This is a genomic window from Pseudomonas sp. FW300-N2F2 (assembly GCF_017351655.1).
GTDB lineage: Bacteria > Pseudomonadota > Gammaproteobacteria > Pseudomonadales > Pseudomonadaceae > Aquipseudomonas > Aquipseudomonas fluorescens_AA.
On the sequence record NZ_JACNDQ010000001.1, the window covers coordinates 1,552,195 to 1,579,116 of the forward strand.

Annotated in this window: 26 protein-coding genes and 2 pseudogenes; 15 read left to right on the forward strand and 13 right to left on the reverse strand. The window is 59.8% G+C overall.

Going from position 1 to position 26,922, the window contains the following annotated elements; genetic code table 11:
* The first annotated feature begins 130 nt into the window (after positions 1–130).
* A complete protein-coding gene (locus J4E63_RS07015; protein ID WP_060738403.1) occupies positions 131–1,594 on the forward strand; it encodes a glyceraldehyde-3-phosphate dehydrogenase in 1,464 nt (487 codons plus the stop codon).
* Between the two features lie 167 nt (positions 1,595–1,761).
* Here J4E63_RS07015 and J4E63_RS07020 read toward each other — a convergent pair whose 3' ends face one another.
* Positions 1,762–3,060: an MFS transporter gene (locus J4E63_RS07020; protein ID WP_192259813.1), complete on the reverse strand. Its 1,299-nt coding sequence runs from the start codon at positions 3,058–3,060 to the stop codon at positions 1,762–1,764.
* A 227-nt stretch (positions 3,061–3,287) separates the two neighbouring features.
* On the opposite strand from J4E63_RS07020, the gene J4E63_RS07025 reads away from it, so the two are divergent.
* Positions 3,288–4,277: an FAD:protein FMN transferase gene (locus tag J4E63_RS07025; RefSeq protein ID WP_207281466.1), complete on the forward strand. Its 990-nt coding sequence runs from the start codon at positions 3,288–3,290 to the stop codon at positions 4,275–4,277.
* Between the two features lie 214 nt (positions 4,278–4,491).
* Positions 4,492–5,886, forward strand: coding sequence for a Si-specific NAD(P)(+) transhydrogenase (sthA, locus tag J4E63_RS07030; protein WP_003183399.1), 1,395 nt, complete (start codon positions 4,492–4,494; stop codon positions 5,884–5,886).
* 42 nt (positions 5,887–5,928) lie between these two features.
* Here sthA and J4E63_RS07035 read toward each other — a convergent pair whose 3' ends face one another.
* Both J4E63_RS07035 and J4E63_RS07040 read right to left on the reverse strand, forming a co-directional pair.
* A complete protein-coding gene (locus J4E63_RS07035) occupies positions 5,929–6,651 on the reverse strand; it encodes a glycerophosphodiester phosphodiesterase family protein (RefSeq protein WP_092197333.1) in 723 nt (240 codons plus the stop codon).
* Positions 6,648–7,244 (reverse strand): PilZ domain-containing protein, encoded by a 597-nt coding sequence (locus J4E63_RS07040; protein ID WP_207281467.1) that lies wholly within the window; start codon positions 7,242–7,244, stop codon positions 6,648–6,650. Before J4E63_RS07040 ends, J4E63_RS07035 begins: the two co-directional genes overlap by 4 nt.
* 94 nt (positions 7,245–7,338) lie before the next feature.
* Between J4E63_RS07040 and J4E63_RS07045 the strand changes: the two genes are divergently transcribed.
* The 3 genes from J4E63_RS07045 (at position 7,339) to J4E63_RS07055 (ending at position 10,588) form a co-directional block, all read left to right on the forward strand.
* Positions 7,339–8,589: a lipoprotein-releasing ABC transporter permease subunit gene (locus tag J4E63_RS07045; RefSeq protein WP_092166585.1), complete on the forward strand. Its 1,251-nt coding sequence runs from the start codon at positions 7,339–7,341 to the stop codon at positions 8,587–8,589.
* Between the two features lie 7 nt (positions 8,590–8,596).
* A complete protein-coding gene (lolD, locus tag J4E63_RS07050) occupies positions 8,597–9,280 on the forward strand; it encodes a lipoprotein-releasing ABC transporter ATP-binding protein LolD (protein ID WP_162843734.1) in 684 nt (227 codons plus the stop codon).
* 63 nt (positions 9,281–9,343) lie between these two features.
* Positions 9,344–10,588 (forward strand): lipoprotein-releasing ABC transporter permease subunit, encoded by a 1,245-nt coding sequence (locus J4E63_RS07055; RefSeq protein WP_072407805.1) that lies wholly within the window; start codon positions 9,344–9,346, stop codon positions 10,586–10,588.
* Positions 10,589–10,769: 181 nt separating this feature from the next.
* Here J4E63_RS07055 and J4E63_RS07060 read toward each other — a convergent pair whose 3' ends face one another.
* The gene (locus J4E63_RS07060) at positions 10,770–12,122 is read right to left on the reverse strand and encodes a heavy metal sensor histidine kinase (protein WP_207281468.1); all 1,353 of its coding nucleotides are present in this window, start codon (positions 12,120–12,122) and stop codon (positions 10,770–10,772) included.
* A complete protein-coding gene (locus tag J4E63_RS07065) occupies positions 12,119–12,799 on the reverse strand; it encodes a heavy metal response regulator transcription factor (RefSeq protein WP_207281469.1) in 681 nt (226 codons plus the stop codon). Before J4E63_RS07065 ends, J4E63_RS07060 begins: the two co-directional genes overlap by 4 nt.
* A 152-nt stretch (positions 12,800–12,951) precedes the next feature.
* On the opposite strand from J4E63_RS07065, the gene J4E63_RS07070 reads away from it, so the two are divergent.
* Positions 12,952–13,473, forward strand: coding sequence for a plastocyanin/azurin family copper-binding protein (locus J4E63_RS07070; RefSeq protein WP_207281470.1), 522 nt, complete (start codon positions 12,952–12,954; stop codon positions 13,471–13,473).
* A 61-nt stretch (positions 13,474–13,534) separates the two neighbouring features.
* On the forward strand, positions 13,535–14,365 hold the full coding sequence (gene queF / locus J4E63_RS07075; RefSeq protein WP_207281471.1) for an NADPH-dependent 7-cyano-7-deazaguanine reductase QueF: 831 nt from the start codon (positions 13,535–13,537) through the stop codon (positions 14,363–14,365).
* Between the two features lie 183 nt (positions 14,366–14,548).
* On the opposite strand, the gene J4E63_RS07080 is transcribed toward queF, so the two are convergent.
* Together J4E63_RS07080 and J4E63_RS07085 are read right to left on the reverse strand one after the other, a co-directional pair.
* Positions 14,549–14,812 (reverse strand): DUF4404 family protein, encoded by a 264-nt coding sequence (locus J4E63_RS07080; protein ID WP_192259818.1) that lies wholly within the window; start codon positions 14,810–14,812, stop codon positions 14,549–14,551.
* A gap of 109 nt (positions 14,813–14,921) precedes the next feature.
* On the reverse strand, positions 14,922–15,542 hold the full coding sequence (locus J4E63_RS07085; RefSeq protein WP_192259821.1) for an HAD family phosphatase: 621 nt from the start codon (positions 15,540–15,542) through the stop codon (positions 14,922–14,924).
* A 201-nt stretch (positions 15,543–15,743) separates the two neighbouring features.
* Between J4E63_RS07085 and J4E63_RS07090 the strand changes: the two genes are divergently transcribed.
* The 3 genes from J4E63_RS07090 (at position 15,744) to rssC (ending at position 18,443) form a co-directional block, all read left to right on the forward strand.
* The gene (locus J4E63_RS07090; RefSeq protein ID WP_207281472.1) at positions 15,744–16,433 is read left to right on the forward strand and encodes a VacJ family lipoprotein; all 690 of its coding nucleotides are present in this window, start codon (positions 15,744–15,746) and stop codon (positions 16,431–16,433) included.
* 346 nt (positions 16,434–16,779) lie between these two features.
* The gene (rssB, locus tag J4E63_RS07095) at positions 16,780–17,961 is read left to right on the forward strand and encodes a two-component system response regulator RssB (RefSeq protein WP_060738389.1); all 1,182 of its coding nucleotides are present in this window, start codon (positions 16,780–16,782) and stop codon (positions 17,959–17,961) included.
* Positions 17,961–18,443: an anti-sigma factor antagonist RssC gene (gene rssC, locus J4E63_RS07100; protein WP_025212773.1), complete on the forward strand. Its 483-nt coding sequence runs from the start codon at positions 17,961–17,963 to the stop codon at positions 18,441–18,443. The genes rssB and rssC overlap by 1 nt, the downstream gene beginning before the upstream one ends.
* Before the next feature lie 200 nt (positions 18,444–18,643).
* Here rssC and tal read toward each other — a convergent pair whose 3' ends face one another.
* Positions 18,644–19,570 carry a transaldolase gene (tal, locus tag J4E63_RS07105; RefSeq protein WP_092197315.1) on the reverse strand — a complete coding sequence of 309 codons (927 nt, stop codon included), beginning with the start codon at positions 19,568–19,570 and terminating at the stop codon, positions 18,644–18,646.
* Between the two features lie 177 nt (positions 19,571–19,747).
* Positions 19,748–20,758, reverse strand: a complete 1,011-nt coding sequence (gene dusA / locus J4E63_RS07110) for a tRNA dihydrouridine(20/20a) synthase DusA (RefSeq protein ID WP_207281473.1) — start codon at positions 20,756–20,758, stop codon at positions 19,748–19,750.
* A 100-nt stretch (positions 20,759–20,858) separates the two neighbouring features.
* Here dusA and J4E63_RS30775 point away from each other — a divergent pair.
* Positions 20,859–21,095: pseudogene (locus J4E63_RS30775) on the forward strand (site-specific integrase); the annotation flags it as partial.
* A gap of 453 nt (positions 21,096–21,548) precedes the next feature.
* Positions 21,549–22,634 carry a hypothetical protein gene (locus J4E63_RS07115; protein ID WP_207281474.1) on the forward strand — a complete coding sequence of 362 codons (1,086 nt, stop codon included), beginning with the start codon at positions 21,549–21,551 and terminating at the stop codon, positions 22,632–22,634.
* A gap of 28 nt (positions 22,635–22,662) precedes the next feature.
* Here J4E63_RS07115 and J4E63_RS30780 read toward each other — a convergent pair.
* From J4E63_RS30780 to J4E63_RS07135, 4 genes and pseudogenes are all read right to left on the reverse strand, one after another.
* Positions 22,663–22,920, reverse strand: a pseudogene (locus J4E63_RS30780) (phage tail protein); the annotation flags it as partial.
* Positions 22,921–23,077: 157 nt separating this feature from the next.
* The gene (locus J4E63_RS07125; protein ID WP_259333597.1) at positions 23,078–23,926 is read right to left on the reverse strand and encodes a metallophosphoesterase; all 849 of its coding nucleotides are present in this window, start codon (positions 23,924–23,926) and stop codon (positions 23,078–23,080) included.
* Positions 23,892–24,491 carry a putative adenosine monophosphate-protein transferase Fic gene (locus J4E63_RS07130; protein ID WP_207281475.1) on the reverse strand — a complete coding sequence of 200 codons (600 nt, stop codon included), beginning with the start codon at positions 24,489–24,491 and terminating at the stop codon, positions 23,892–23,894. Before J4E63_RS07130 ends, J4E63_RS07125 begins: the two co-directional genes overlap by 35 nt.
* Complete coding sequence (locus J4E63_RS07135) at positions 24,491–24,661, reverse strand: YhfG family protein (protein ID WP_003199786.1); 171 nt, start codon at positions 24,659–24,661, stop codon at positions 24,491–24,493. The genes J4E63_RS07130 and J4E63_RS07135 overlap by 1 nt, the downstream gene beginning before the upstream one ends.
* Before the next feature lie 166 nt (positions 24,662–24,827).
* Between J4E63_RS07135 and J4E63_RS07140 the strand changes: the two genes are divergently transcribed.
* Both J4E63_RS07140 and J4E63_RS07145 read left to right on the forward strand, forming a co-directional pair.
* A complete protein-coding gene (locus J4E63_RS07140) occupies positions 24,828–26,048 on the forward strand; it encodes a putative DNA modification/repair radical SAM protein (protein WP_103308883.1) in 1,221 nt (406 codons plus the stop codon).
* Positions 26,039–26,917 carry a TIGR03915 family putative DNA repair protein gene (locus J4E63_RS07145; RefSeq protein ID WP_207281476.1) on the forward strand — a complete coding sequence of 293 codons (879 nt, stop codon included), beginning with the start codon at positions 26,039–26,041 and terminating at the stop codon, positions 26,915–26,917. Before J4E63_RS07140 ends, J4E63_RS07145 begins: the two co-directional genes overlap by 10 nt.
* Positions 26,918–26,922: the final 5 nt, after the last annotated feature.

Genomic DNA, 26,922 nt, shown 5'->3' on the forward strand with positions numbered 1-26,922 from the left:
TGTAGCGGGGGAAGGGGGCTGCTGTCAGTCGCAGACTACCCTGGCCGGCAGGAAAACCACGGCGCGACGGGCGCGCATTGCTCCGCCGAGGACTCGGCGGCATAATGTAGCCCCTTTTTTCAGCCCCTACATGTGGAAGGTTACCGTGACTCAGAAGCCCGACCAGTGTCTTGGTGAATGGATTGATCGTGAAGCGCTCGCCGAAGCGATGATCCCTCTCATCGGTCAGCTCTACCGCAATAACAACGTGGTGAGCTCGATCTATGGCCGCAGCCTGATCAACCAGTCTGTCATCGCGATCCTCAAAGCCCACCGCTTTGCTCGCCACCGTTCTTCCGACGACAGCGAACTCTCCGTCCACGAAACATTCCCTCTGCTCAAGGCCATGAGCGAGCTCAAGCTCGGCGCGGCTTCGGTAGACCTGGGCAAGTTGGCGTTCAAATTCCGCAACGAAGGCAATGGCCGTAGCGCCGAGCAGTTCGTGCGCGAAGAGATGGCTGACGTGGTTGGCCAGCAGAACGTTTCGGCTCGCAAAGGCACTGACGTGGTCCTGTACGGCTTCGGTCGTATCGGCCGTCTGCTGGCGCGCATCCTGATCGAAAAAACCGGTGGCGGCGACGGCCTGCGCCTGCGGGCCATCGTGGTGCGCAAGGGCGCCGAGAACGACCTGACCAAGCGTGCCAGCCTGCTGCGCCGTGACTCGGTCCATGGTTCGTTCAACGGCACCATCACCATCGACGAAGAAAACAACACCATCACCGCCAACGGCAACCTGATCCAGGTGATCTACGCGAAGAACCCGACCGAGGTGGACTACACCCAGTACGGTATCAAGGATGCGCTGCTGGTGGACAACACCGGTGTATGGCGTGACGCCGAAGGCCTGGGCCAGCACCTGGCCTGCCCGGGTGTCGACCGCGTTGTCCTGACCGCGCCAGGCAAGGGCAAGCTGAAGAACATCGTTCACGGCATCAACCACGGCGACATCACCGCTGACGACAAGATCGTCTCCGCCGCCTCTTGCACCACCAACGCCATCGTGCCGGTGCTCAAGGCAGTGAATGACAAGTTCGGCATCGTCAACGGTCACGTCGAAACGGTTCACTCGTACACCAACGATCAGAACCTGATCGACAACTTCCACAAGGGCGATCGCCGTGGCCGCAGTGCCGCGCTGAACATGGTCATCACCGAGACCGGTGCCGCCACCGCCGCTGCCAAGGCCCTGCCTGAACTGGCCGGCAAGCTGACCGGCAACGCGATCCGCGTGCCGACGCCGAACGTGTCGATGGCGATTCTCAACTTGAACCTTGAGAAAGCCGCCACCCGTGAAGAGATGAACGAGTACCTGCGCTACATGGCGCTGCACTCCGATCTGCATAAGCAGATCGACTTCGTCAATTCCCAGGAAGTGGTGTCCACCGACTTCGTGGGCTCGCGCCACGCCGGTGTCGTGGATGCCGAGGCAACCATCAGCCAAGACAACCGCGTTGTCCTGTACGTCTGGTACGACAATGAGTTCGGTTACAGCTGCCAGGTGGTTCGCGTGATGGAAGACATGGCCGGGGTAAACCCGCCAGCGTTTCCGCGCTAAGCCTTAGCCGCTTGTCAAAACGCCCCGACTTGTCGGGGCGTTTTTTTGTCCGGGTTTTGTGGTGTCTGGGCTGGCCTCATCGCGAGCAAGCTCGCTCCCACAGTTTGATCGTGTACATCCTGTGGGAGCGAGCTTGCTCCGGGCGGCGATCCGACGATAGTGATCTGTCAGGCGCCGCCGATGACTGAGGCCTGTGCGGTCCGCAATTCATGCCGATTGCCCTTGAACAACACCAGGGTCGCAATCAACCCCAGCACCGCCGCCCCACTGAGCCATATCCCCGGTGCAGCCTTGTTGTCGAGCACATGGATCAGGTAGGTACAGGCCGCCGGGGTAAATCCGCCGAACGTTGCCGTCGCCAGGCTGTAGGCCAGGGAGAAACCGGTGGTGCGTACCTCGACCGGCATGATTTCCGTCAAGGCCACCACCATGGCACCGTTGTAGGATCCGTACAGGAACGACAGCCATAGTTCGACGATCAGCAAATGGCTGAAACTGGGGTTGGCTACCAGCCAGGACAGCGCCGGATAGGCCGTCAGGATCGCCAGGATCGTCGCACCGAGCAGCAGGGGTTTGCGTCCGATCTTGTCGGAAAACGCCCCCATCACAGGCAGCCAGAAGAAATTCGACAAGCCGATGCACACCGTGACCAGCAGCGCATCCAGGTCCGACAGGTTCAATTCGGCCTTGCCGAAGGTCGGTGTGTAGGCGGTGATCAGGTAGAACGACACGGTAGTCATCACCACCAGTGCCATGCCGGCCAAGACAACTCCGAAGTTCTGACCGATGGAGCGGACAATTTCCGACAGGCTGGGGCGGTGTTTTCTTGCTTGGAACTCAGGTGTTTCTTCCAGCGAACGACGAATCATGAAGATGGCCGGGACAATCATGCAGCCCACCAGGAACGGTACGCGCCAGCCCCAGTCGCCCATCTCCTGGGGGCTCAGCCAGTGATTGAGGCCAACCCCCAGCAGGCCGGCAAACACCACGGCCGCCTGTTGGCTGGCGGATTGCCAACTGACAAAGAAACCCTTGCGTCCCGGCGTGGAGATTTCCGCCAGGTAGACCGACACACCGCCCAGCTCCACGCCTGCGGAGAAGCCTTGCAGCAATCGGCCCAGCAGCACCAGCAAGGGGGCCGTCACGCCGAGGGTCGCATAGCCTGGCACGCAGGCGATCAGTATGGTGCCCATGGCCATCAGCGCCAGGGTGATGATCAAGCCTTTGCGGCGGCCATGGCGGTCGATGTAGGCACCGAGAAAAATCGCCCCCAGGGGACGCATCAGGAACCCGGCACCGAACGTGGCCAGGGACAGCATCAGCGAGGCGAACGCACTGTCGGCGGGGAAGAACGTCTTGGCGATGGCCGTGGCGTAGAAGCCGTAGACCATGAAGTCGAACATCTCCAGGAAGTTGCCGCTGACAACGCGAAAAATCGCCTTGCCGTTGCTCGTGGTGGAAGACATGGGTAGGTACTCACTCTGGCAAATCTTGTATGGGGGCGTTGTATCCCCTGTGGGAGCGAGCTTGCTCGCGATAGTGGTGGATCAACCAGCATCGATGTAGCTGACACGCCGCCATCGCGAGCAAGCTCGCTCCCACAGGTTCGCGCATGCACGCGCTGAAGCTCATAATGGCCGGCGCGGTTTTGAGGGGAGATGAAGATTTGTTAACTGGACGGTGGGGAAAGCTTGTGGTGCTGGCCGGCGTGTTGTCCTGTTGTGGCAGCGGCGACACCCTGGAGCGTTTCGACGGCCCGACCATGGGCAGCCATTACTCCATTCAGTACGTCAGGCATTCCGCCGGGCCCGCGCCGAAAACGGTGCAGGTCGAGGTGGAAAACATCCTTGCCGAAGTGGATCGGCAATTCTCGACTTATCGCAGCGATTCGGACGTTGAGCGCTTCAACGCATTGCCGGCCAACAGTTGCCAGGTCATGCCTGGGCCGGTCCTGGAGTTGATCCGCGTGGGCGAGCAGTTGTCGGTTCAAAGCGATGGCGCCTTTGATCTGACCGTGGAGCCGCTGTTGAACCTGTGGGGCTTCGGGCCCCAGTCCCGGGAAGAGAAAGTGCCGACTGCAGAAGTCTTGGCCTTGGTGCGCCAGCGCGTCGGTCATGGTCATTTGCGTATTGAGGGCGACCGGTTGTGCAAGGACGCCGCGGTGGAAGTCGACTTCAACAGTATCGCCGCCGGTTATGCCGTCGACCGCATCGCCGCCAGGCTCCAGGCCCTGGGCATCGACAGTTACCTGGCCGAAGCCACCGGGGAACTCAAGGCGGTCGGGCGCAAACCCGATGGTTCGGCCTGGCGCATCGCCCTGGAAGAGCCCCGGGATGACCGGCAGGTGGCGGAGCGTATCATCGAGGTCAACGGCTACGGCGTTTCCACCTCGGGTGACTACCGTCATTATTTCGAACGGGACGGTCGGCGTTATTCCCACACCTTTGATGCACGTACTGGTGCGCCGGTCCTACATAACCTGGCGTCAGTCACGGTGATTCATCCTTCGGCGCTGATGGCCGATGGACTATCGACGCTGTTGCTGATTCTCGGCCCTGAACGGGGTTGGGACTATGCCGAAAAACAGGGTGTCGGGGTATTTTTCGTGCTCCGGGACGGCGAGCGGTTTGTCACGCGGACCAATGATGCGTTTGAACGGATCAGCGGCGGGAAAACCCAATGATGACAGTCTTCAGGATGTAGGTGACCTGTGGCGAAATAGCGCAGGCAAAACTAGCCTACGACGCGACCAAGGGGTAATGTGCGCGGCGTTGACGCTTCTATAGACTGTGGCCGGGCTCGTGAACCGGCCCCAAATTGTTCCTTCATGCCGCAGGCCGGCATGATTTAGCCGTCGATGCCTAGTGAGGCGTCGCGGCCTGTTCTGAGGAGTACGCATGGCTGTCTACAACTACGACGTGGTGGTACTGGGCTCCGGCCCGGCGGGGGAAGGCGCGGCAATGAACGCGGCCAAGGCAGGGCGCAAGGTGGCGATGGTCGACAGCCGTCGGCAGGTCGGCGGCAACTGCACCCACTTGGGTACCATCCCGTCCAAGGCCTTGCGTCACTCGGTCCGGCAGATCATGCAGTTCAACACCAACCCGATGTTCCGGGCCATCGGCGAGCCGCGCTGGTTCTCCTTCCCGGACGTGCTCAAGAGCGCCGAGAAGGTGATCTCCAAGCAAGTGGCCTCGCGCACCGGCTACTACGCCCGCAACCGCGTGGACGTGTTCTTCGGCACGGGCAGCTTTGCCGACGAGCAGACGGTCGAAGTGGTCTGCGGCAATGGCGTGGTCGAGAAGCTGGTGGCCAAGCACATCATCATCGCCACCGGTTCGCGCCCGTACCGCCCGGCCGACATCGATTTCAACCATGCGCGGATCTACGATAGCGACACCATCCTGAGCCTGGGTCACACCCCGCGTAAGCTCATCGTCTACGGTGCCGGCGTGATCGGTTGCGAATACGCCTCGATCTTCAGCGGCCTGGGTGTGCTGGTGGAACTGGTGGATAACCGCGGCCAGTTGCTGAGCTTCCTGGACTCGGAAATCTCCCAGGCCCTGAGCTATCACTTCAGCAACAACAACATCACCGTGCGCCACAACGAAGACTACGACCGGGTCGAAGGCGTCGACAATGGCGTGATCCTGCACCTCAAGTCCGGCAAGAAAATCAAGGCCGATGCCTTGCTCTGGTGCAACGGCCGTACCGGCAACACCGACACCCTGGGCCTGGAAAACATCGGCGTGAAGGTCAACAGCCGCGGCCAGATCGAAGTCGACGAGAACTACCGCACCTGCGTGCCGAACATCTATGGTGCCGGTGACGTGATCGGTTGGCCGAGCCTGGCCAGTGCCGCCCACGACCAGGGCCGCTCGGCCGCCGGCAGCATTGTCGACAACGGCAGCTGGCGCTTCGTCAACGACGTGCCGACCGGCATCTACACCATTCCGGAGATCAGCTCGATCGGCAAGAACGAGCAGGAGCTGACCCAGGCCAAGGTGCCGTACGAAGTGGGCAAGGCGTTCTTCAAGAGCATGGCGCGCGCGCAGATCGCCGGCGAGCCGCAAGGCATGCTGAAGATCCTGTTCCATCGCGAGACCCTGGAAGTGCTGGGCGTGCACTGCTTCGGCTACCAGGCGTCGGAGATCGTGCACATCGGCCAGGCGATCATGAACCAGCCGGGCGAGCTGAACACGCTGAAGTATTTCGTCAACACCACGTTCAACTACCCGACCATGGCCGAAGCCTATCGGGTAGCGGCCTATGACGGACTCAACCGGCTTTTTTGAGCGGCTCCGGCCGGTGGCCTGAGCCGGCCGGGGAGACCGATTTCAGCCCTTCCCGAGGGTGGCAGTGGCCAAACCGGGAAAGTCTGTAATCAGGCTGTCAGCGCCAAAGTCGGCGAGCCTGCGCATCAGCGCGGGCTCGTTGACGGTCCACACCGACACATGCAGCCCCTGGCGCTGCGCCTTGATCAGGCGCTCCGGCGTGCACAGGGTCCAGTTCAGCGCCAGAATCTCGCAGCCGTAGCTCTGGGCGACCTTCAACGGGTCGAGCCAGGCGTATTCGGCCACCAGTCCGCGGGAGATGTCCGGGGTCAGGTCCAAGGCCGCCTTGAGCACTTCCCGGGAACTGGACGTGATGGTGATCTTGTCCAGCAGCCCGAAACGCTGGGCCATTTCGCGGATGCCCAACACGGTGGCCGCAGCGCGGGTGCGCGAAGCACTCTTGACCTCCAGTTGCCAGTGCTCGAAATCACATTTCTCGAACAGCTCCTCCAGGCGTGGGATCGGGCACGGCTTGATCCAGCCCGGGCCACCCTTGCGCGCATCGTAGGTCACCAGCTCGGCGGCGGAATGTTCCACCACCTTGCCGCGGCGGTCCGTGGTGCGCTTGAGGGTCGGGTCGTGGATGACCATCAACTCGCCGTCCATCGAAAGATGCAGGTCCAGCTCGCAACGGCGTACGCCGTGCTTGAGGCACTCCTGAAAACCGGTCAGGGTGTTTTCCGGCGCTTCGCCCTTGGCGCCGCGGTGGCCATAAATGAGGGTCACGGTTCTTCCTTATTGATACCTGATTCGTTCAGTTCCCGGGCCAGGCGCCGTTCTTGCGCCTGTTTCTGCAGGATGTAGCGGGCCAGCAACTGGCGCTGGGCATCGGTGGGGCGCTCGAATTCGGTGCCGACGTCGTAGCCGCCGCCCTTGGGGTCACAGTGGGTGACCCGCGCCCGCAGCAGCAAACCGAGGGCCTGGGGCATCAGCACCAGCTTGACCGACAGGTGCGCGCCAACGGCGATGGGGGTAGGGAACTGGAAGTCGATACCGCCTTCGGAAATGATCACCGGTTGCGGTTCACCGATCTCGCCGAGCACCGTCAGGGCGATGACCTGGCTGAGCAGGTCCAGGCGTTTGTTCATCACCTTGAGGTAGGCCGCGATGCTGCGTTCGCGCTCGCTGATCTGGCGCAGCAGGTGCTGTGACTCGAATTCGCTCAGGTGCAGTTCACTGAGCAGGTTGAACAGTGGAGAAGCATCCTGCAACACTTCCTGGCCAGCAGCTTCAGGAATGGAGAGGGGCCGAATTTCCAGTGCGATCGTGTCCTCGATACGGTAGTATTCGCGGCGATCTTCTTCATCTAATGTCGACATGGCGAACCCATGGTAGCGGCGGTGGTCTGAGTGTAAAGCTGGTTTGTGACCCCCGCCACAAGGACGTTCCTTTTCCCTCCGAACAAGCCCCGACATGTTCAGACCTCTCTTCGTATTTATCGGCACGCGTTATACCCGTGCAAAGCGTCGCAATCATTTCGTATCGTTCATTTCCCTGACGTCCATCATCGGACTGGCCCTTGGCGTGGTCGTGATGATCGTCGTGCTCTCGGTGATGAATGGCTTCGACCATGAGATGCGTACCCGCGTGCTGGGCATGGTGCCCCACGCGACCCTCGAAACCGGCGAAGCCATCAGCGACTGGCCGAGCCTGGCCGCCAAGGTCAAGCAGAACCCGCAGGTGCTGGCCGTGGCGCCATTCATCCAGATGCAGGGGTTGCTGACCAACGACGGCAAAGTGTCCAAGGTGTTGCTCAATGGCATCGACCCCGGGCTCGAGCGGCAGGTGTCGATCATCGATAACTTCATGCAGCAGGGCAAACTCGACGACCTGGCGCCCGGCAGCTTCGGCATCGTCATCGGCGACAAGGCCGCGGCCAAGCTCGGCGTGGCCATCGGCGACAAGCTGACCTTCGTCGCTCCGGAGGTCACCGTGACCCCGGGCGGCATGTTCCCGCGCATGAAACGCTTTACCGTGGTCGGCATCTTCCATGTCGGCGCCGGCGAGCTGGACGGTTACCTGGGGGTCACCAACCTCCAGGACCTGGCCCGCCTGCATCGCTGGAAACCGGATCAGGTCCAGGGCCTGCGGTTGAAGTTCGATGACCTGTTCCAGGCCCCGCGTGTGGCCTGGACCATCGCCCAGCAGCTTGGCGAAGACCGCTACTACGCCCGGGACTGGACCCGTACCCACGGCAACCTGTACCAGGCGATCCGCATGGAAAAAGCCATGATCGGCCTGCTTCTGTTGCTGATTGTCGCCGTGGCGGCGTTCAACATCATCTCCACGCTGGTGATGGTGGTGAACGACAAGAAGGGCGACATCGCGATCTTGCGCACCCTCGGTGCCACGCCAGGGCAGATCATGCGGATCTTCATGGTCCAGGGCACGGTCATTGGCGTGATCGGTACGTTCGTGGGGGCCCTGGTCGGGATGTTCGCTGCACTTAATGTCAGCGCCGCGATCGCCGCCCTCGAAGGCCTGATCGGGCACAAGTTTCTCAACGCCGACGTGTACTTCATCGACTACCTGCCATCGCAGTTGCAGTCCGATGACGTGTTGATGGTCTGCGGCGCCGCGTTGGTCCTGAGTTTCCTCGCCACCCTGTATCCTGCCTGGCGTGCCGCGCGCACCCAGCCTGCGGAGGCGTTACGTTATGAGTGAGTCGGGCATGAGTGAAAAAGCAATCTTGAGCTGCCGCAACCTGGGCAAATCCTACGAGGAAGGCCCGGAGTCGGTGGTGGTGTTGTCGGGCCTGCAACTGGAACTGCACCCGGGTGAGCGCGTGGCGATTGTCGGCACCTCCGGGTCGGGCAAAAGTACTTTGCTCAACCTGCTGGGCGGCCTGGATACGCCAACCGCCGGCAGTGTCTGGCTGGCCGGCGAAGAACTGTCGGCGCTGAACGAGAAGGCCCGTGGCCTGCTGCGCAACCGTTCCCTGGGTTTCGTCTACCAGTTCCACCATTTGCTGCCCGAGTTCACCGCGCTGGAAAACGTCTGCATGCCGCTGTTGATCGGCCGTACGGCGATTCCCGAGGCCCGTCAGCGCGCCACGGCGTTGCTGGAGCGGGTAGGGCTGGGGCATCGCCTGGAACACAAGCCGGCCGAACTGTCCGGTGGCGAGCGCCAGCGCGTGGCGATTGCCCGGGCCCTGGTCAACAAGCCTGGTCTGGTGATGCTCGATGAGCCGACCGGCAACCTCGACTCCCACACCGCACAAGGCATCCAGGACTTGATGCTGGAGCTCAGCACCTCGATGCGCACGGCGTTCCTGGTGGTGACCCACGACATGAACCTGGCCCGGCAGATGGACCGCGTCCTGCACTTGCAGGAAGGTTGCCTGACGCCCATCTGACCGACCGAAACCCGACACTTGGAAACAGTGCCGGGTCTTTTATTTTCATACGGTGCCCCGCGAATGTTCAGACCGTTATCGATCTTTATCGGCACGCGCTATACCCGCGCCAAGCGCCGCAATCGCTTTGTTTCGTTCATCTCCATGACCTCGATGATCGGCCTCGCCCTGGGTGTGCTGGCGATGATCGTGGTGCTGTCGGTGATGAACGGCTTCCAGCGCGAGATGAGCTCGCGCATCCTCGGCATGGTGCCCCACGCCACGATCGTCGGGGTGAATCCGATCGACGACTGGCAGCCGGTGGCCGCCGCGGCGCTGAAGAATCCTGAAGTGACCGCCGCCGTGCCGTTTACCGAGATGGAAGGCATGCTGAGCCATAAAGGTTCGATGCAGCCGATCCAGATCAGCGGCATCGATCCGGCCCAGGAAGGCAAGGTGTCCATCGTTGCCCAGCATATCGTCCAGGGGCGTCTCGATGCCTTGAAACCGGGCGAATACGGTGTGGTCATCGGCGAGATCACGGCCCGGCGTTTCCGTTTGAATGTCGGTGACAAACTGACGTTGATCGTGCCGGAAGTCAGCACCGCGCCGGGGGGCATCACGCCGCGGATGCAGCGCTTGAACGTCGTGGGTGTGTTCAAGGTCGGCGCCGAACTGGACGGCTCCATGGCCCTGATCCACCTGGCCGACGCCGCGCAGATGCAGCATTGGCAGCCGAACCAGGTGCAAAGCGTGCGCCTGGCGGTGAAAGACTTGTACGCGGCGCCGAAGGTCTCCGGTGATATCGCCACTGGCCTTGGCGCGGATTACAAGGCTGACGACTGGACTCATACCCAGGGCAGCCTGTTCAGCGCCATGAAAATGGAAAAAACCATGATTGGCTTGCTGTTGCTGATGATCGTCGCGGTGGCGGCGTTCAACATCATCGCCACGCTGATCATGGTGGTGAACGACAAGGGCGCGGACATCGCGATCCTGCGTACCATCGGCGCCACGCCGCGGCAGATCATGGCGATCTTCATGGTCCAGGGCACGGTGATTGGTGTCGTCGGCACGCTCATCGGTGGCGTGCTGGGGGTAATCGCGGCGTTGAACGTCAGTGCGCTGGTGGGCTGGCTGGAACGGGTCAGCGGCCAGCACATCTTCAGTTCCGATGTGTATTTCGTCAGCAACCTGCCGTCGGAGCTGCAGCGTGGCGACGTCGTGCTGATCTGCTCGGCCGGGTTCATCCTGAGCTTCCTCGCCACCGTCTATCCGGCATGGCGCGCGGCGAAGATCGAACCGGCGCAGGCGTTGCGGTATTCCTGATACCCCGTAGGTCTGGATGCTTGCCAGGCCTGTGGCGAGGGAGCTTGCTCCCGCTGGAGCGCGAAGCGCTCCCAAAAAAAGCCGGAGGCCTGCCTATCATCATGGGTAAGCCCACAGCGTTTGGGGCTGCTGCGCAGCCCAGCGGGAGCAAGCTCCCTCGCCACAAGGGGTTGCGTCGGGCTTAATCCCCCTTCGGCAATTCGATCAGGAACCGCGTCCAGCCATCGGCCGATTCACAACGGATCTGCCCGCCATGGGCGCGGATGATCGAGCGGGTGATGGCCAGTCCAAGTCCCGCGTGTTCGCTACTGCCTTCCTGGCGGGCCGGGTCGGCGCGGTAGAAGCGGTCGAACAGGCGTGGCAGCAAGTCCGCTGGAATCTCCTCGCCACTGTTCTCCACGCTTACCCTCACTTCTTGAGTCCCATCGACCATTCGCACCCGCACTTCGCCGTCGACGGGGGTGAAGCGCAGGGCGTTGTCCAGCAGGTTGGAGAGCGCCCGGCGCAACATGTTGCGGTCACCTTCGATGCGGCCGTCGCCCTCGCGGCTCAAACGGACCTTGGCGTCTTCGGCCAGGGGGGCGAAAAACTCCAGCAGCACATCCACTTCCTCGCCCAACTGCAGCGGTTCGCGATTGAGCGCCAGCAGGCCATGGTCGGCCTTGGCCAGGTACAGCATGTCGTTGACCAGTTGCGCCATCCATTGCAGTTCTTCGAGATTGCTGTGCAGCGCCTCGCGGTAATCCTCCAGGGGGCGTTCGCGGGTCAGTGTGACCTGGGTGTGGGTCAGCAGGTTCGACAGCGGCGTGCGCAACTCATGGGCGATGTCGGCAGAGAACGCCGAGAGCCGCTGAAACGCATCGTCGAGGCGTCCGAGCATGGCGTTGATGCTGTGGGCCAATTCCGCCAGTTCGGCGGGCATCTGCTCTTCGGGCAGGCGGGCGTTGAGGGAACGGGCCGAGACGTTGCCGGCGATGGCGCCCATACGTCGCAACGGTCGCAAGGCCCGCCGGGCGGCCCAGGCACCGAGCAGGGCGGTGGCCAGGGCCGAAAGGCCGACGGTCAGCCAGATCAGCCTTTGCATGCGTTGCAGGAAGTGTTGGTGATGGGTGATGTCCAGCAACAGGGTCAGTTGCGGTGAATCGGCTCGGTCGGGATACAGCGGCGCATTCAACACTCGGTAATCGTTGTCGGCATCGCTGAGGGTCGACAGGCCGGGCCGCTCCGGCAACTGAGCTGGAATCCGGATCGAACTGTCGTACCAACGCACGCCATCGCTGCCTTTGATGCGCAGCGCCAGGTCGGCCTGACGGCTCAGCTCATCTTCCAGCCGGCGCTGGGTCTGCTTGGCGTTAAGGTCTTGCAGGGCGCGGCGCAGGCCGATCAGCTTGCCTTCGAGCAGTTGCTGGTCCAGCTCGATGAAGTGGGCCTCGCTGCCACGGCTGAACAGCACGCCGGCAAACAACGACACCACTGCCGTGCAGGCGGCGAACAGCAGCGCCAGGCGGCTGCTCAGCGACCACCGGCCCCTCACAGGCTGCGCTCTTCAAGCACATACCCCATGCCCCGCACGGTGTGGATGAGCTTATTGGGGAACTCATCGTCGATCTTGATTCGCAGGCGCCGGATGGCGACTTCGATGACGTTGGTGTCGCTGTCGAAGTTCATGTCCCAGACCTGGGACGCGATCAGCGATTTGGGCAGCACTTCACCCTGGCGGCGCAGGAGCATTTCCAGCAAGGCGAACTCCTTGGCGGTGAGGTCGATGCGCCGACCGCTGCGTTCGACGCGACGGCGGATCAGGTCCAGGCGCAAGTCGGCCAGTTGCAGGCTGGTTTCCTGTTGCGTCGAACCGCCTCGGCGCAACAGGCTGCGCACCCGCGCCAGCAACTCGGAAAAAGCAAAGGGCTTGACCAGGTAATCATCGGCGCCCAGTTCCAGCCCGTGGACCCGATCCTGTACCGCGTCCCGCGCGGTGAGGAACAGCACCGGCGTATCCAGGCCAGCCTCGCGGACGGCTTGCAGGATCTGCCAGCCATCGCGGCCGGGCAACATCACGTCGAGGATCAGCAAGGCGTATTCACCGCTCAAGGCCAGCTGCTGGCCGGTGATGCCGTCGGCCACCAGGTCGGCGTTGAACCCGGCTTCGCCCAGGCCTTGGCGCAGGTATTGGCCGGTTTTGGTTTGGTCTTCGACGATCAGCAGTTTCATGGGCGGCTCAAGGCAGGGTTGGGACGAGGGCGTTATACCGTGGCAGGCGGGCTCGTGGCGCAACCTGACAAAGTTGTAATCGAGCTGTCAGCCGACTGGCAGGGCTGCAGCGATAGAGTTTCCCACACGCTGAATCCGATTGGAGTATGGACATGTTGATGGGAACCCGCTTGATCCTGGCTGCTTGTGCACTGGCCCTCAGTGCGCCGCTGTGGGCATCGCCCGGTCATTTCGATTTTGGCCAGCCCGCGCCGGCGGCCAAGGCCAGTCGCAGCATTGACGTGGTGATGGGCGACATGACGTTCGATCCCGGAGCCCTTGATATCAAGGCCGGCGAGACGGTTCGGTTCGTGCTGATCAATAAGGGCCAGTTGCTCCACGAATTCAACCTGGGCAACGCGGCCATGCACGCCGACCATCAACAGGAAATGCTCAAGATGCAGCAGAGCGGCCAGTTGATGCCAACCGCCATGAAGCCGGGGATGGATCATGCCGCCATGGGCCACGACCAGGCGAGCATGCGCCACGATGACCCCAACAGCGTGTTGGTGGAGCCGGGCAAGACCGCCGAGCTGACCTGGACCTTCAGCAAGGCCACGCGCCTGGAGTTTGCCTGCAATATTCCCGGCCACTACCAGGCAGGGATGAAGGGCGACCTGACAGTCAGTCAGTAAGCACTCAAAGGCTGCGGCAAAGGCTGATAGAATCCGCTGATTCTTCAGTCAGGTTTCCGTCATGCATCCCGCAGCCGAACATTCGCCGCTGGGCAAATCCAGCGAATACATCGCCACGTACACGCCGTCACTGCTGTTCCCGATCCCGCGCACCGCGAAATGGGCGGAACTGGGCCTGACGGCCGAGACCCTGCCGTACAAGGGCGTGGATTTCTGGAACTGTTTCGAGCTGTCGTGGCTGTTGCCGTCCGGCAAGCCGGTGGTGGCCATCGGTGAATTCGCGATTCCGGCGGATTCGCCAAATATCATCGAATCCAAATCCTTCAAGCTGTACCTCAACTCCTTGAACCAGACCCCGTTCGCCGACACCGCGAGCCTGGAAGCCACCCTGTGCCAGGACCTGTCGGCCGCGGCCGGCAAGGCGGTGGGTGTGCGAATCCGCAGCCTCAAGGACGTGGAGCGTGAAGGCATCGTGGCGCTGCCCGGTACCTGCATCGACGATCTGGACATCAGTGTCGACTCCTACGCACACCCGCGCCCGGAGCTGCTGCGCTGCGATGCTTCACGCATCGTCGAGCAAAGCCTGCACAGCCACCTGCTCAAATCCAACTGCCCGGTGACCAGCCAGCCAGACTGGGGCAGCGTGGCGGTGGAATATCGCGGCGCTGCCCTGGACCCGGCCAGCCTGCTGGCCTACATCGTCAGCTTCCGCCAGCATTCCGATTTCCATGAGCAATGCGTGGAACGGATCTTTCTCGACCTGCAGCGCTTGCTCAAACCGGAGAAATTGACGGTGTATGCGCGGTATGTAAGGCGTGGTGGGCTGGATATCAACCCGTACCGCAGTACTGAAGACGTTCAACTGCCGAACCATCGTCTGGTCCGTCAGTAAACTTTTCTTGTGGAGGTGAGCTCTTGTGGGAGCTTGCTCGCGATGAGGGCAGCACATCCAACATTGAGGTTGGCTGATACACCGCTATCGCGAGCAAGCTCGCTCCCACAGGGGATTGCATTGCAGACATGTGAAACTAAAAAGCCCTGCTAGCGATAGCAGGGCTTTTTGCATGCGACGGGTTCAGATCCCCATGTTGCCCAAGGCTTGCACGATGTTGCGCAAGGTCCCGGCCAGCGTGGGGTGCTCCAGCTCGAAGCGTTCGACAGCCAGGTTCACATTGTCAGCGAGGTTGGTGTCCTGTGTTTGGGTTTCCAGTTCAAGCTCAAATTCGATCTGTTCCATCAGCGCCTGCAGGTCGGCGCGTTCGGCTTCGGACAGGGGTGGATTCTGGTCCAATTGCTCGCGCAGTGTGTTGAGCTGTTCTTGCAATTCGCGGGCAGGCATTGGCGTACTCCCTTTATTGATAGGCACAGCCATGGACCGCGACGCTGCGTCAAAAGTCCATGGCCTGCCTTAAGAGTAATCCACACTCACGCGCCCTGCATGATCCCGGTCAGGGCTTCTCGCCTTTAATGCGGCGCAGGCAGATATCGGCCAGGCAAGTATCGAGTTCGCCCAAGTGATCGATCACTGAATGCACCCCAAGGCCGAACAATTGCACGGTGGCCTTGGCGCGTTTGGTTTCCCGCGCCTGTTGACTCAATGCCTGCCACTCGGCGGGCGCCAGGCCACACAAAGAGCCGCAGGATGCCAGTCCGATCGTCCATAAACCTGCGTTGAGCCCTGACTGCAACAACCGTGGTTCGCCGCTGACCAGCACGCAGCCGTCCAACTGCTGGACGTTCAGCGCCATCAGTGCTTGCCAGCAGGCATGCGGCGCAGGCCATGGATAATTTGTTGCAGGAAGTTGCGGCGCTTTGATGGACGCGGGCAGTGAGGCCGCCAGGCTATGGCTGATGGCGGGAGGCAATTCGTCGAGCCATGCGCAGGGGATATTCAGATGTTGCAAGCGTTGCAGGCTTTCCAAGGCACCGGGTGTCGGCTGGGCGTGATCCGCTGGCGCTGCCCCTGGCTGACGAATGCGCGCCCCGAAATCCACCAGGCATCCGCTGAGGCCAAACAGTACGGCGGTCAGGCTGGGGGCGGGGAGGGGCAGGGCTTCGGCGCGGGGCATGGGAACGTCCTTGAAATAACCAGCAGCCTAATGGGCTCCGATGACAGTCCGGTGACAGTGAGGTGAAGGGTGCCAGTCGCGGAAAAGTCCTACGGCCTGGGTGTTTTTCGGTGCTGCCTATCCACGCGTTCCGTCTTATACTAGCCAGCTTACCGCCTGGGCTCGGCGCCCTTGCCTGAATAATCCAAGGAGTTCTTCCCTATGCGCTGGAGCCATCGTCTAGCTCAGCTGTGTCTTTCCGCCTGTGTCCTGCTGGTTCCGTTCGCCACTCAGGCCGCGACGGAAGAAGATCCTTGGGAAAGCATCAACCGTCCAATCTTCACCTTCAACGACACCCTCGATACCTATGCGCTCAAGCCACTGGCCCAGGGTTATCAATACGTGACGCCGCAGTTCCTCGAAGACGGCATCCACAACATGTTCCGTAACATCGGCGACGTCGGCAACCTGGCCAACAACGTGCTGCAGGCCAAGCCGGCCGCCGCCGGGGTCGACACCGCCCGGTTGATCTTCAACACCACCTTCGGCCTGCTGGGCTTCTTTGACGTGGGCACCCAGATGGGGCTGCAGCGCAGCGATGAAGACTTCGGCCAGACCCTTGGCTACTGGGGCCTGGGCAGTGGTCCGTATGTGATGCTGCCGCTGCTGGGGCCAAGCACCCTGCGTGACGCGCCGGCCAAGCTGGTCGATGACTACACCGCTCCTTATCGTTATATCGATAACGTCTCGGTGCGTAACTCCATTCACGGCCTGAACATCGTCGATACCCGCGCCAGCCTGTTGTCGGCCGAGAAGATGGTGAGCGGCGACAAATACGTCTTCATCCGCAATGCCTACCTGCAGAACCGCGAATTCAAAGTCAAGGACGGCCAGGTCGAAGACGATTTTTGATTTCGATTTGTAAAAGCACAGAAGGCGGCCCAAAAGGCCGCCTTCTGTGCTTTGGCGTCGTGTTTGAGCGGGTTTGATCCTTCCATTGAGTTACGCTTCGCTCGGTTCTTATAACTCTCTGTGCTTTGACAAATAAAGACGGCAAGCGGCTATCTGCATGAGCTTGAAACGCCCCGCGGATGGGAGTACCGTCTGCGCCTTAGAAGGGCACCTCTGATGTAAGGGCGTGTAGGGCAAAGGCCTGAAGCCGGTACGACAGAGAGGCTAGAAAGCGAATCCAGTAGTGCGTGCCAGGCCAGACCGCCCAGCCCGCTACGCCAACCTAATTCTGGCGCCGTTTGCCCACATGCCAAAAACCAGTGCCACGCTGCTGATAATCGATGATGACGAAGTGGTGCGAGCCAGTCTCGCAGCCTACTTGGAAGACAGTGGTTTCAGCGTCCTGCAGGCCAGCAATGGCCAACAGGGTCTTCAGGTATTCGAGCAAGACAAGCCCGACCTGGTCATCTGCGACCTGCGCATGCCGCAGATGGGCGGACTCGAACTCATTCGCCAGGTGACCGAGCTTTCCTCGCAGACCCCGGTGATCGTGGTATCGGGCGCGGGCGTGATGAACGATGCGGTCGAGGCATTGCGCCTGGGCGCGGCGGATTACCTGATCAAGCCCCTTGAAGACCTTGCTGTGCTCGAGCACTCGGTGCGCCGGGCCTTGGACCGTTCGCGGCTGTTGGTGGAAAACCAGCGCTACCGCGAGAAGCTGGAAACCGCCAACCGCGAGCTGGAAGCCAGCCTGAACCTGTTGCAGGAAGACCAGAACGCCGGGCGCCAGGTGCAGATGAACATGCTGCCGGTCAGCCCCTGGACCGTCGACGATTTCCGTTTTGCCCACCAGATCATCCCGTCGTTGTACCTGTCGGGCGATTTCGTGGACTATTTCCGCGTCGATGAGCGGCGAGTGGCGTTCTACCTGGCGGACGTTTCCGGCCATGGCGCGTCCTCGGCCTTCGTGACGGTGCTGTTGAAATTCATGACCACGCGGCTGCTGTTCGAATCCAAGCGTAATGGCACGCTGCCAGAGTTCAAGCCTTCGGAAGTCCTTGGGCATATCAACCGAGGCCTGATCAGTTGTAAGCTGGGCAAACACGTCACAATGGTCGGTGGAGTCATCGACGAGGAGACTGGTTTGTTGACCTATAGCATCGGCGGTCACCTGCCGTTGCCTGTGTTGTATACGCCAGACAGTGTTCGTTACCTGGAAGGGCGTGGTTTGCCGGTGGGCCTGTTCAACGAGGCCACCTACGAAGACCACGTACTGGAATTGCCACCGACATTCAGCCTGACGCTGATGTCTGATGGCATTTTGGACCTTTTGACAGAACCTACACTCAAAGAGAAAGAAGCGGCCTTGCCTGAACGGGTAAGCGCAGCGGGCGGCAGCCTGGAAGGCTTGCGTCAAGTGTTTGGATTAGCCACGCTCGGGGAGATGCCGGATGATATCGCCCTGTTAGTGTTGAGCAGGAACCTTTGATGAGTACCGGTAGAATCCAGTTCGCCGAGCAGGACGGCACCTTCGTCCTGAAGTTTGTCGGTGAAGTGCGCCTGACCCTGTGTTCGGCGCTGGATGCGACTATTGAGCGGATCTTCACCGCGCTGAACTTCAGCGCCATCGTGATCGACCTGACCGAAACCCGCAGCATCGACAGCACCACATTGGGCCTGCTGGCCAAGCTGTCGATCCTGTCGCGGCAAAAGGTCGGCCTGCTGCCGACCGTCGTCACCACCCACAATGACATCACCCGTCTGCTGCAATCGATGGGCTTCGACCAGGTGTTCAACATCGTGGGCGACCCTGTGCCGTGTCCGGAATGCCTGGACGACCTGCCTGACCAGGATCAGTCCGAAGAGGAAGTGCGGATCAAGGTGCTTGAAGCCCACAAGATCCTCATGGGGCTCAACGATTCCAATCGTGAAGCGTTCCATGATCTGGTGAATGCGCTGGAGCGGCCTTGAGTCCTGGGCTTCGTGTAGGCTGCACCGGCTTTATCGCGAGCAAGCTCGCTCCCACAGGTTTTGTGACGTTCTGACATCCCTTGTGGGAGCGAGCTTGCTCGCGATGGCGTTTGCCGACCCGCCACATCGCTTAAGCCAAGCCGCATAAAAAAGGGCGAACCCAACCAGGTTCGCCCTTTTTGCATGCCGGCTGAATCAGCTCAAAGCTTGGCTTGCAGCAACGCCTCCAGCTTCTCCTGGTCCCGGGCAAATTGACGAATGCCTTCGGCCAGTTTCTCGGTCGCCATGGCGTCCTCGTTGGACAACCAGCGGAACTGCGCTTCGTCGAGGATCAAGCGCGCTTCTCCGGCTTGCCCTGGCGCCAGCTTGCGCTCCAGCTTGCCTTCGTCGGCGGCGAGTTTTTCCAGCAGGTCCGGGCTGACGGTCAAGCGGTCGCACCCGGCCAGTTGCTCGATCTGGTTGAGGTTGCGGAAGCTCGCGCCCATGACCACGGTCTTGTAGTCATTGGCCTTGTAGTAGTTGTAGATGCGGGTCACCGACTGCACGCCCGGATCATCCGCGCCGGTGTAGTCGTTGCCATTGGCTTTCTTGTACCAGTCGTAGATGCGGCCCACGAACGGCGAAATCAGGAACACCCCGGCATCGGCGCAGGCCGCGGCCTGGGCGAAGGAGAACAGCAGCGTCAGGTTGCACTGGATGCCTTCACGCTCCAACTGTTCGGCTGCACGAATGCCTTCCCAGGTGGAGGCAATCTTGATCAACACCCGATCCCGGCCAATACCGGCCTTTTCGTACAGATCGACCAGACGATGCGCACGCTTCAACATGGCCTCGGTATCGAACGACAGGCGCGCGTCCACTTCGGTGGAAATGCGCCCCGGGATCACTTTCAGGATTTCTTGCCCGACCGCTACGGCAAAACGGTCGCTGGCCAGGCCCACATCGCCCTTGCAGTCCGCCACGCAGGCGTTGAGTTGCTCGGCATAGCCCTGAATGGCCGACGCCTTGAGCAGCAGGGAAGGGTTGGTGGTGGCGTCCACGGGTTTGACGCGGGCGATGGCCTCGAAGTCGCCGGTATCGGCCACGACGGTGGTGAATTGTTTGAGTTGTTCCAGCTTGGAAGTCATGAGCGTGCTCTGTCCTATGGGTCCGTTGACATTACCCGAGGGCCGGCAGCCACTCAAGGGCATGAAGAGGTATCGACGGCCCCAGCGGCAACAACCTGAAAACGGCTGTTTGAAAGGCCGGGGCGGTATCGGTAGATACGATGCCAAAACAGCGCGCAGGTTCAAAGCAAGTGACGGTTAACGCCCTTCCAGCAGTTGCCCCGCCTGATCCAGCAACGCCAACGGATCCTTGGTTTTGTGGATGTCCACCGACAACAACTGCCGAAACCGCCGCGCCCCCGGAAACCCGGTGCCCAGCCCCAACACATGACGGGTGATGTGATGCATCGCCCCGCCAGCGGCCAGGTGATCGGCAATATAAGGCCGCAACTGCGCCAGCGCCTCGGCCCGGGTGATGATCGGCGCAGTGCTGCCAAACAACTGCTGATCCACTTCGGCCAGTAGATACGGGTTGTGATAGGCCTCGCGCCCCAGCATCACTCCGTCGAACGTCTGCAGATGCTCGTGGCAGGCCTCCAGTGTCTTGATCCCACCGTTGAGCACAATCTCCAACTCCGGAAAATCCGCCTTCAACCGCGCGGCCACGTCATAACGCAGCGGCGGGATGTCGCGATTCTCCTTCGGCGACAGCCCCTCCAGAATCGCAATCCGCGCATGCACGGTAAAACTCGTGCAACCGGCCTCGCGCACCGTCCCGACGAACTCACACAACTGCTCGTAACTGTCCCGCCCATTGATCCCGATGCGATGCTTGACCGTCACCGGAATCGACACCGCATCACGCATCGCCTTCACGCAATCAGCCACCAACCCCGGATGCCCCATCAGGCACGCGCCGATCATATTGTTCTGCACCCGGTCGCTGGGGCAGCCGACGTTGAGGTTCACCTCGTCGTAGCCGTGCTCCTGGGCCATACGGGCGCAGGCGGCCAGGTCGGCAGGCACGCTGCCGCCCAGTTGCAGGGCCAGGGGGTGTTCGGATGGGTGATGGCGCAGGAAGCGTTCGTGGTCACCGTTGAGTAGAGCGCCGGTGGTGACCATTTCGGTGTAGAGCAGGGCGTGCTTGGAGAGGATGCGTAGGAAGAAGCGACAGTGGGCGTCGGTCCAGTCCATCATGGGGGCGACAGAAAATCGCCTAGACAGCGTAGGGCTTGATTTTACTGAGTATGTAGCTGTTTTTAGTAACATTTTGCCTTACGTTTTCTAAGCTGGATTAGGGGTGGTTTGAGGGCGTTTTTGAGGTGGGTTGGTACGATGTACCACTCAGTTTTCTATTGTACCAGTGACCATCGCCACGATCAGAGCACGCAAACGCGCCGACGGCAGTAGCAGTGACACAGCACCGATACGCCTCTTCCGCGATGGGGTGCAAGTCTACCAAGAGAGCCAGACCTTCGCCCGGAAACAGACCGCGCAGGCCTGGGGCCGCAAGCGAGAGTCTGAGCTGGATGAGCTGGGTGCGATTGAGCGGGCGGGTCGCAAATGTTCATGTGGTACGGCGCTTCGTATGGCGAGGCGACAATATCGACCCAATCCGCAGCAGGATTTTCGCACGTCCTCGACATGCGGGAGGGGCATATGGACGGCGATGATGGTGCCATAAAGGATGGCGTTCTCAAGTTGGCGGGCGAGGGTAGCTAGATCGTACATGGCGTAGATGGTGGCGCCATGCATTGGTAAGCGCAGCTCCTATTACTTGTATAGCTACGTATTACAGCCGATTTTTTAGGGCTGACGTATTGAAGGGTGTGTTGAAACTAAGTCAAAAGTAGACAAAGTCATATCAAGTAGGTAGTGTCATTGTGCCGCTGTTGAGTTGTTGCAACCGTAGAGGGTGTTCAATAATCCATCTCTCTCATGCTCGACTCATAACTTTTTATGTCCCACTGTGACAAAGCAATTTTTCCTATCGAATGAGGATGTGCGTTCGAAAAATAATCACAGTGTCGTCTTACGTGCCTTTCCGCAGGATGCAAGCATGAGTAATGAGAAAAAAATCAATACGCAAAAGTCGGCATCTGAAAAAACTGTATACGTAGGTTTTGTATGGCTATGTGCTGGGGTCGCGGCTCTATGGGCGGGCTGTACCTTAGTTGTATATTTGTTGTTGCCTGATTGGCAAGCTCGTGGAACAGTTGGAGACTCTTTTGGTGCTGTTAATGCGCTTTTTTCAGGGCTCGCATTCGCAGGTGTGATTTATGCACTGAACTTGCAGCGCAGAGAGCTTACTTATCAGCGTGAAGAGATGTTAGCCACCCGGGCGGTATCTGAAGCCCAGTTAGCTGAAATGAAAATATCTAGAGAGTTATTGGCTCAGCCGCTTCCGATTCCAAAGATTAATGTCTTGAAAATTGAGCGTCCTCGATTTTTTTATTCACCACCTGAGGATGAACATAGTGTTCAGTCTCGGTATTTTGTTCATGCGGAATTAAATAATCCTACACAGTATCCTGCTGTTGGACTGAGTTTGAGTTGCTCTATTCAGGTTGGGAAGCCATTGAAGGCTCTTGGGTGGTCGGATAGTTATATATCTATACTTGCGCCAGGTGCCGTTCTGAATGATCCGTCTGAAATACAGAGCTTTTTATTTAACGGAGATACGTCTGGCCGGTTGTTTGATTCCTTGCGGCAGAATGATCCTAGGCAGCTCCCGGCAATATTAATAGTTATTTACTTTAAAAATGTCGTGGGTGCTCACTTTCGTTTGGTTCAGGCATTTCGCGTGCTTGCCAATACCCCTAACATTGAAACGCTTAGGGCTTGGCACACGGCTGTTGTAGGTTCTGAAGCCCGATTTAAACAGCATCTTACTTCCCTTAAAGAGCTAAAGCGCAAAAACAGAGATCAAGAATGGAGTGCTATGTTTGACTCTGTTAAGACTGAGTTTTCTGAGTCTGTACCAGGTGAGGATTTTCTGCTAATGGATACTGAGTCAGTTCCAGCCTCTTTTTCTCTAGTGCAAGTTTCGGAGGATGACTACAATGTTGCTATGAAAAAATCATCCTATCCTCGTATGATGAATATTCTCTATGATTGTCCAGCAGAAATAGACAGTCGCCACTAATAGCTGATATGTGCACCTCATATGGCGTATCGTACAATACATTACGCAATTTGATGCCATCGGCAGGCTTGTCGAGGTTTTCCATCAGTTCGATTGGTTGAGCTTCAGCCTGCCGAGCAGGGGCAGCATGACGCTGTCCGGATGGTCGGCGGCGTCGGTGAGGATGACCTGCAGGAGTGCAACGGATCTTGCCGTTGTCGATGAAGATCAACAGCCGGTCTGGGTTGTGCTTGAGTTCAGCCACGGTTGCGAGCAAGTGAGCGCGTAGGCTTTCGAGTGTATTTATGCAGCAAAGATGGGCCGCAAGATGAAGCTGCACCTAGACGCCATGGGGATAAAGACCGCAATGTACCTTGGCGAAGGCTGACCCGGACCGGACCCGTCGAAGTAGGAGATTTGCTGTATCCGGATGTTAGGCAAGCGGCTCATGGAGCTCGCACCGATTACTCACCCATGCTGATGCTCACGACGGTTTCGAATTGGATGTCTATCAGGCTTAACGCGCCATCAGCAAACCCACAGCCCGTATCGATATAGACGACATTGCCCAGTCTCATGACGCCGGGTACGGTTGAGTGCCCTACATAGAGCTGGCTTATTCCATTGATGGAGGAGTGGTCTTGCCGCTCGATTTTTTTCCTGGCATACAGCGCTGTTTTCAGGGCTTGTCGTTGATTCGACTTTCCAGATTTTCCGCTAATAGCGTCCTTTGCTTCCTGCCAACCATCGTTATTTTTAATGATTGGAGCTTCGGCATGTACTACTCCAACTGTTTGATCGCTTGATAGATTGATTTCAATGATCAGCGGAAGCGCTTGCAAGGCTTGCAGGAGTTCATGTTGACGAGTGGGTTGTAACTCGTAGAGCCAGGCCCCACCATTTCGGATATGCCTAGGTATATTCCCATGGCCGGAGATGCTGTCAATGAGCATCTGCTCATGATTACCGCGCACGGCATGGAACCACGATTTCTCAAGCCAATTGAGTACATCCATGGAGTCGGGGCCTCGGTCGATGAGGTCGCCCACAGAAAAGATACGGTCTGCTTCGGTATTGAAATTTACTTTGCCCAAGGCTTTTTTCAGAAGCGTGAAATGCCCGTGAATATCGCCCACTACAAAGTCACGACCTTTTTCGTTGGGTGGGAAGGATTTTGTCGTGAGCATTTTCAGTGCTTTAGCAGATGTTAGTTGCTGACAACTGTAGCACTTTGACGGAATGCACCGTAAGGCGCTGAGCAGGGTGATGTCGAGGCGATCAAAGTTGAATCGTTTGCCCGATACATTTCTCAAAAACCTGCTCCATAGGCTCCATGACGCAGTTATAAGCCGCGATATTGGCGTAGATCCACTCGTCCTTCTCAATCCCCCACCAACTGATTTCAAACCCGGCATTCATGATGAGGTGTTCAAACAGGATGCGTTGCGCACGACCGTTGCCTTCGCGGAAGGGGTGTACGACGTTGACGTCGGAATAGGCCTCTGCAACGGCGACGATCAGGTCTGCCCTGTCCAGCCCTTCGAACCAGTTGGCCGCCGCCATGTTCATGAAGATCTTGTTGGCTTCCGCCTCCATGTACTGGGGTTGGCAAAAGCGGGTGGCTTGTTTGGACATGCCAACGGTGCGCAGCTCTCCGGCCCATTCGAACAGGTCTGAAAAGAGGATTCGATGAATGTTTTGAAGGTAGGCCAGGCTGTAGGGAGGAGGGCTGAATTCGACGTTGTCCGCTGCGATGGCCGAGAGTTGTTGTTCGGCTTCGCTAAGGGTCGGTTCGTCTCGAATATCGAGCTTGTTGCGAAGGACCGCGGAGCAGGGGTAGCAGTAAGCGTCCTCTCCGACTCCATATTTGTCAGGCATCAGGTTCTGGTCTGGGTGAAGGCCTTCAAGACCTCTTCGCGCGTTGGCATTTTGCGTTCGCCGTCCGCGAAGGTCGTTTTGAAGCCTTCCAGGCGCAGGCTAGCCGCGTAGTTGGATCTGCGCGTCCTGGCGGCATAGGCCTTTTTGGTTTCAAGGCTGACATTGCCCATGGGGCTGGACCTCAATCGCGTTGGTTGGCCGATTATAGCCCATCCCACCGGCATGGCCTACGTCACGGCCTGGGCGACTCATGGCAGGTGTTGAATTGACCAATGGCGCTTGCATCGCGGCGCTTCTCAAAATACTGTGTTTATATCCAGTATTTGAGTTCACTTCATGCAACTTATCGCCAAGCTCGGCATTCTTGCCGATGCTGCCAAGTACGACGCCTCCTGCGCCAGCAGCGGTGCCCCCAAGCGTAGCTCCCGTGGTCGTGAGGGGCTGGGGGCCACCGATGGCATGGGCATTTGCCATAGCTATACGCCGGATGGGCGCTGCGTTTCGTTGCTGAAGGTGTTGCTGACCAATTTTTGCCTGTACGACTGCCAGTACTGCGTCAACCGTCGTTCCAGCAATGTGCCGAGGGCGCGCTTCACGCCGGAGGAGGTGGTGCGGCTGACCTTGGATTTTTATCGTCGCAACTGTATCAGTGGGTTGTTTTTGAGTTCGGGCATCATTCGCTCGGCCGATTACACCATGGAGCAGTTGATACGAGTGGCGCGGTTGTTGCGGGAGGAGCACCAGTTTCGTGGCTATATCCACCTCAAGACCATTCCCGATGCCGATCCGCTATTGATCGAGGAAGCGGGGCGGTTGGCTGATCGCTTGAGCGTGAATATCGAGTTGTCCTCCGATATCAGCCTCAAGCGTCTGGCACCGGAAAAGCAGTTGACGACCATCCGCCAAGCCATGGGCACTATCCACCAGGGGCAACAGGCGGTGGCCGGTGAGCCGCGGGCGCCTCGCTTCGCTCCGGCCGGGCAGAGCACGCAGGTGATTGTGGGGGCGGATGCCACCGATGATCACGCCATCCTGAGCAACGCCGAGTCGCTCTACCAGGGGTACGGTTTGCGACGGGTTTACTATTCAGCGTTCAGCCCGATTCCCGACAGCCCCGCCAGTGTGCCCCTGGCAGCGCCGCCGTTGCTGCGCGAGCATCGGCTGTATCAGGCCGATTTTCTCATGCGCGGTTATGGCTACAAGGCAGGCGAGCTTTTGAGCGAAACCCACAACCTGGACTTGGATATCGACCCCAAGCTGGCGTGGGCGCTTGCCAATCGCGAGGTGTTCCCGTTGGATATCAATCGCGCTGAACCCGCATTATTGGCGCGTATTCCGGGAATTGGCCTGCGTAGCGTGCAGCGCCTGGTTGCGTTGCGCCGGGAGCGGCGGGTGCGTTATGACGACTTGGTGCAGTTGCGGTGCGTGCTGGAGAAGGCGCGACCGTTCATTGTCACCAGCGATTACCGGCCTGCCGACGCCCAGGTGCGTAGTGGTCTGCTGCGGGCGCGGTTGCGTGATCCCCAGCGGCCGGTGCAGATGGGGCTTTGGTCGTGATTGCCCTGGATTGCGAGGATGATTTCTCTACGTGGCGGGACCAGGCTCGAACGCTGCTCGGCCACGGCATCGACCCGAGCGATGTCACATGGGCCCAGGGCCCGATGGCCGACTTGTTGGCCGTGCCGGCGCCGCTGCCCCAAGGGCCGGGCCCGTTCCGTACGCGGGTTCCCGCGGCCTTGCTGACCCAACTCGAACAGGCTGGTCGCTACCAGGGCGAACAGCGTTGGAATCTGCTGTATGAGGTGCTTTGGCGGGTTGCCCACGGCGACCGCACGGCCATGCTCGCGGGCGACCGCCTGGGCAGTGAGCTGCAGCGGCGGATCAAGCAGGTCCAACGCGAGGCTCATCACCTGCATGCCTTCGTGCGCTTCGTTCCCTTGCCGCAAGCATTGGCCGAGCAACTGCAACTGGAGCTGGTCGCCTTTCATCAACCAGCCCATGACATCCTCGAAAGTGCCAGCGGCCATTTTGCCGAGCGGTTGGGGCAACAACGCTGGCTGATCGCAACGCCTCGCGACGGTATCCGTTTCGATGGGCGGTCGTTGGATTACCAGCGACGTTGCCCCGAGCAGTGGCAGCATTGGGCACGTCACGCTGAAGATCCCGGCGCCGAGCTGTGGCGGACCTATTACAGGCATATCTTCAATCCGGCGCGGCTCAATCCCCAGGCGTTGCGTCAGCACATGCCGGGGCGATTCTGGCAGCACTTGCCGGAAGGAGAGTTGATTCCGCGCCTGATGGGTTTGGCGCGACGGGGGAAGCAGCGGGATGGGCAGGCGTTGGAGGTGGGGGAGAAGATGGGCAAGCGGATTATTGTGGGTGTGGGTGAAGGCACTGAGTTAAGACAGTGCCTTGCTCCTGAGTGAATCGA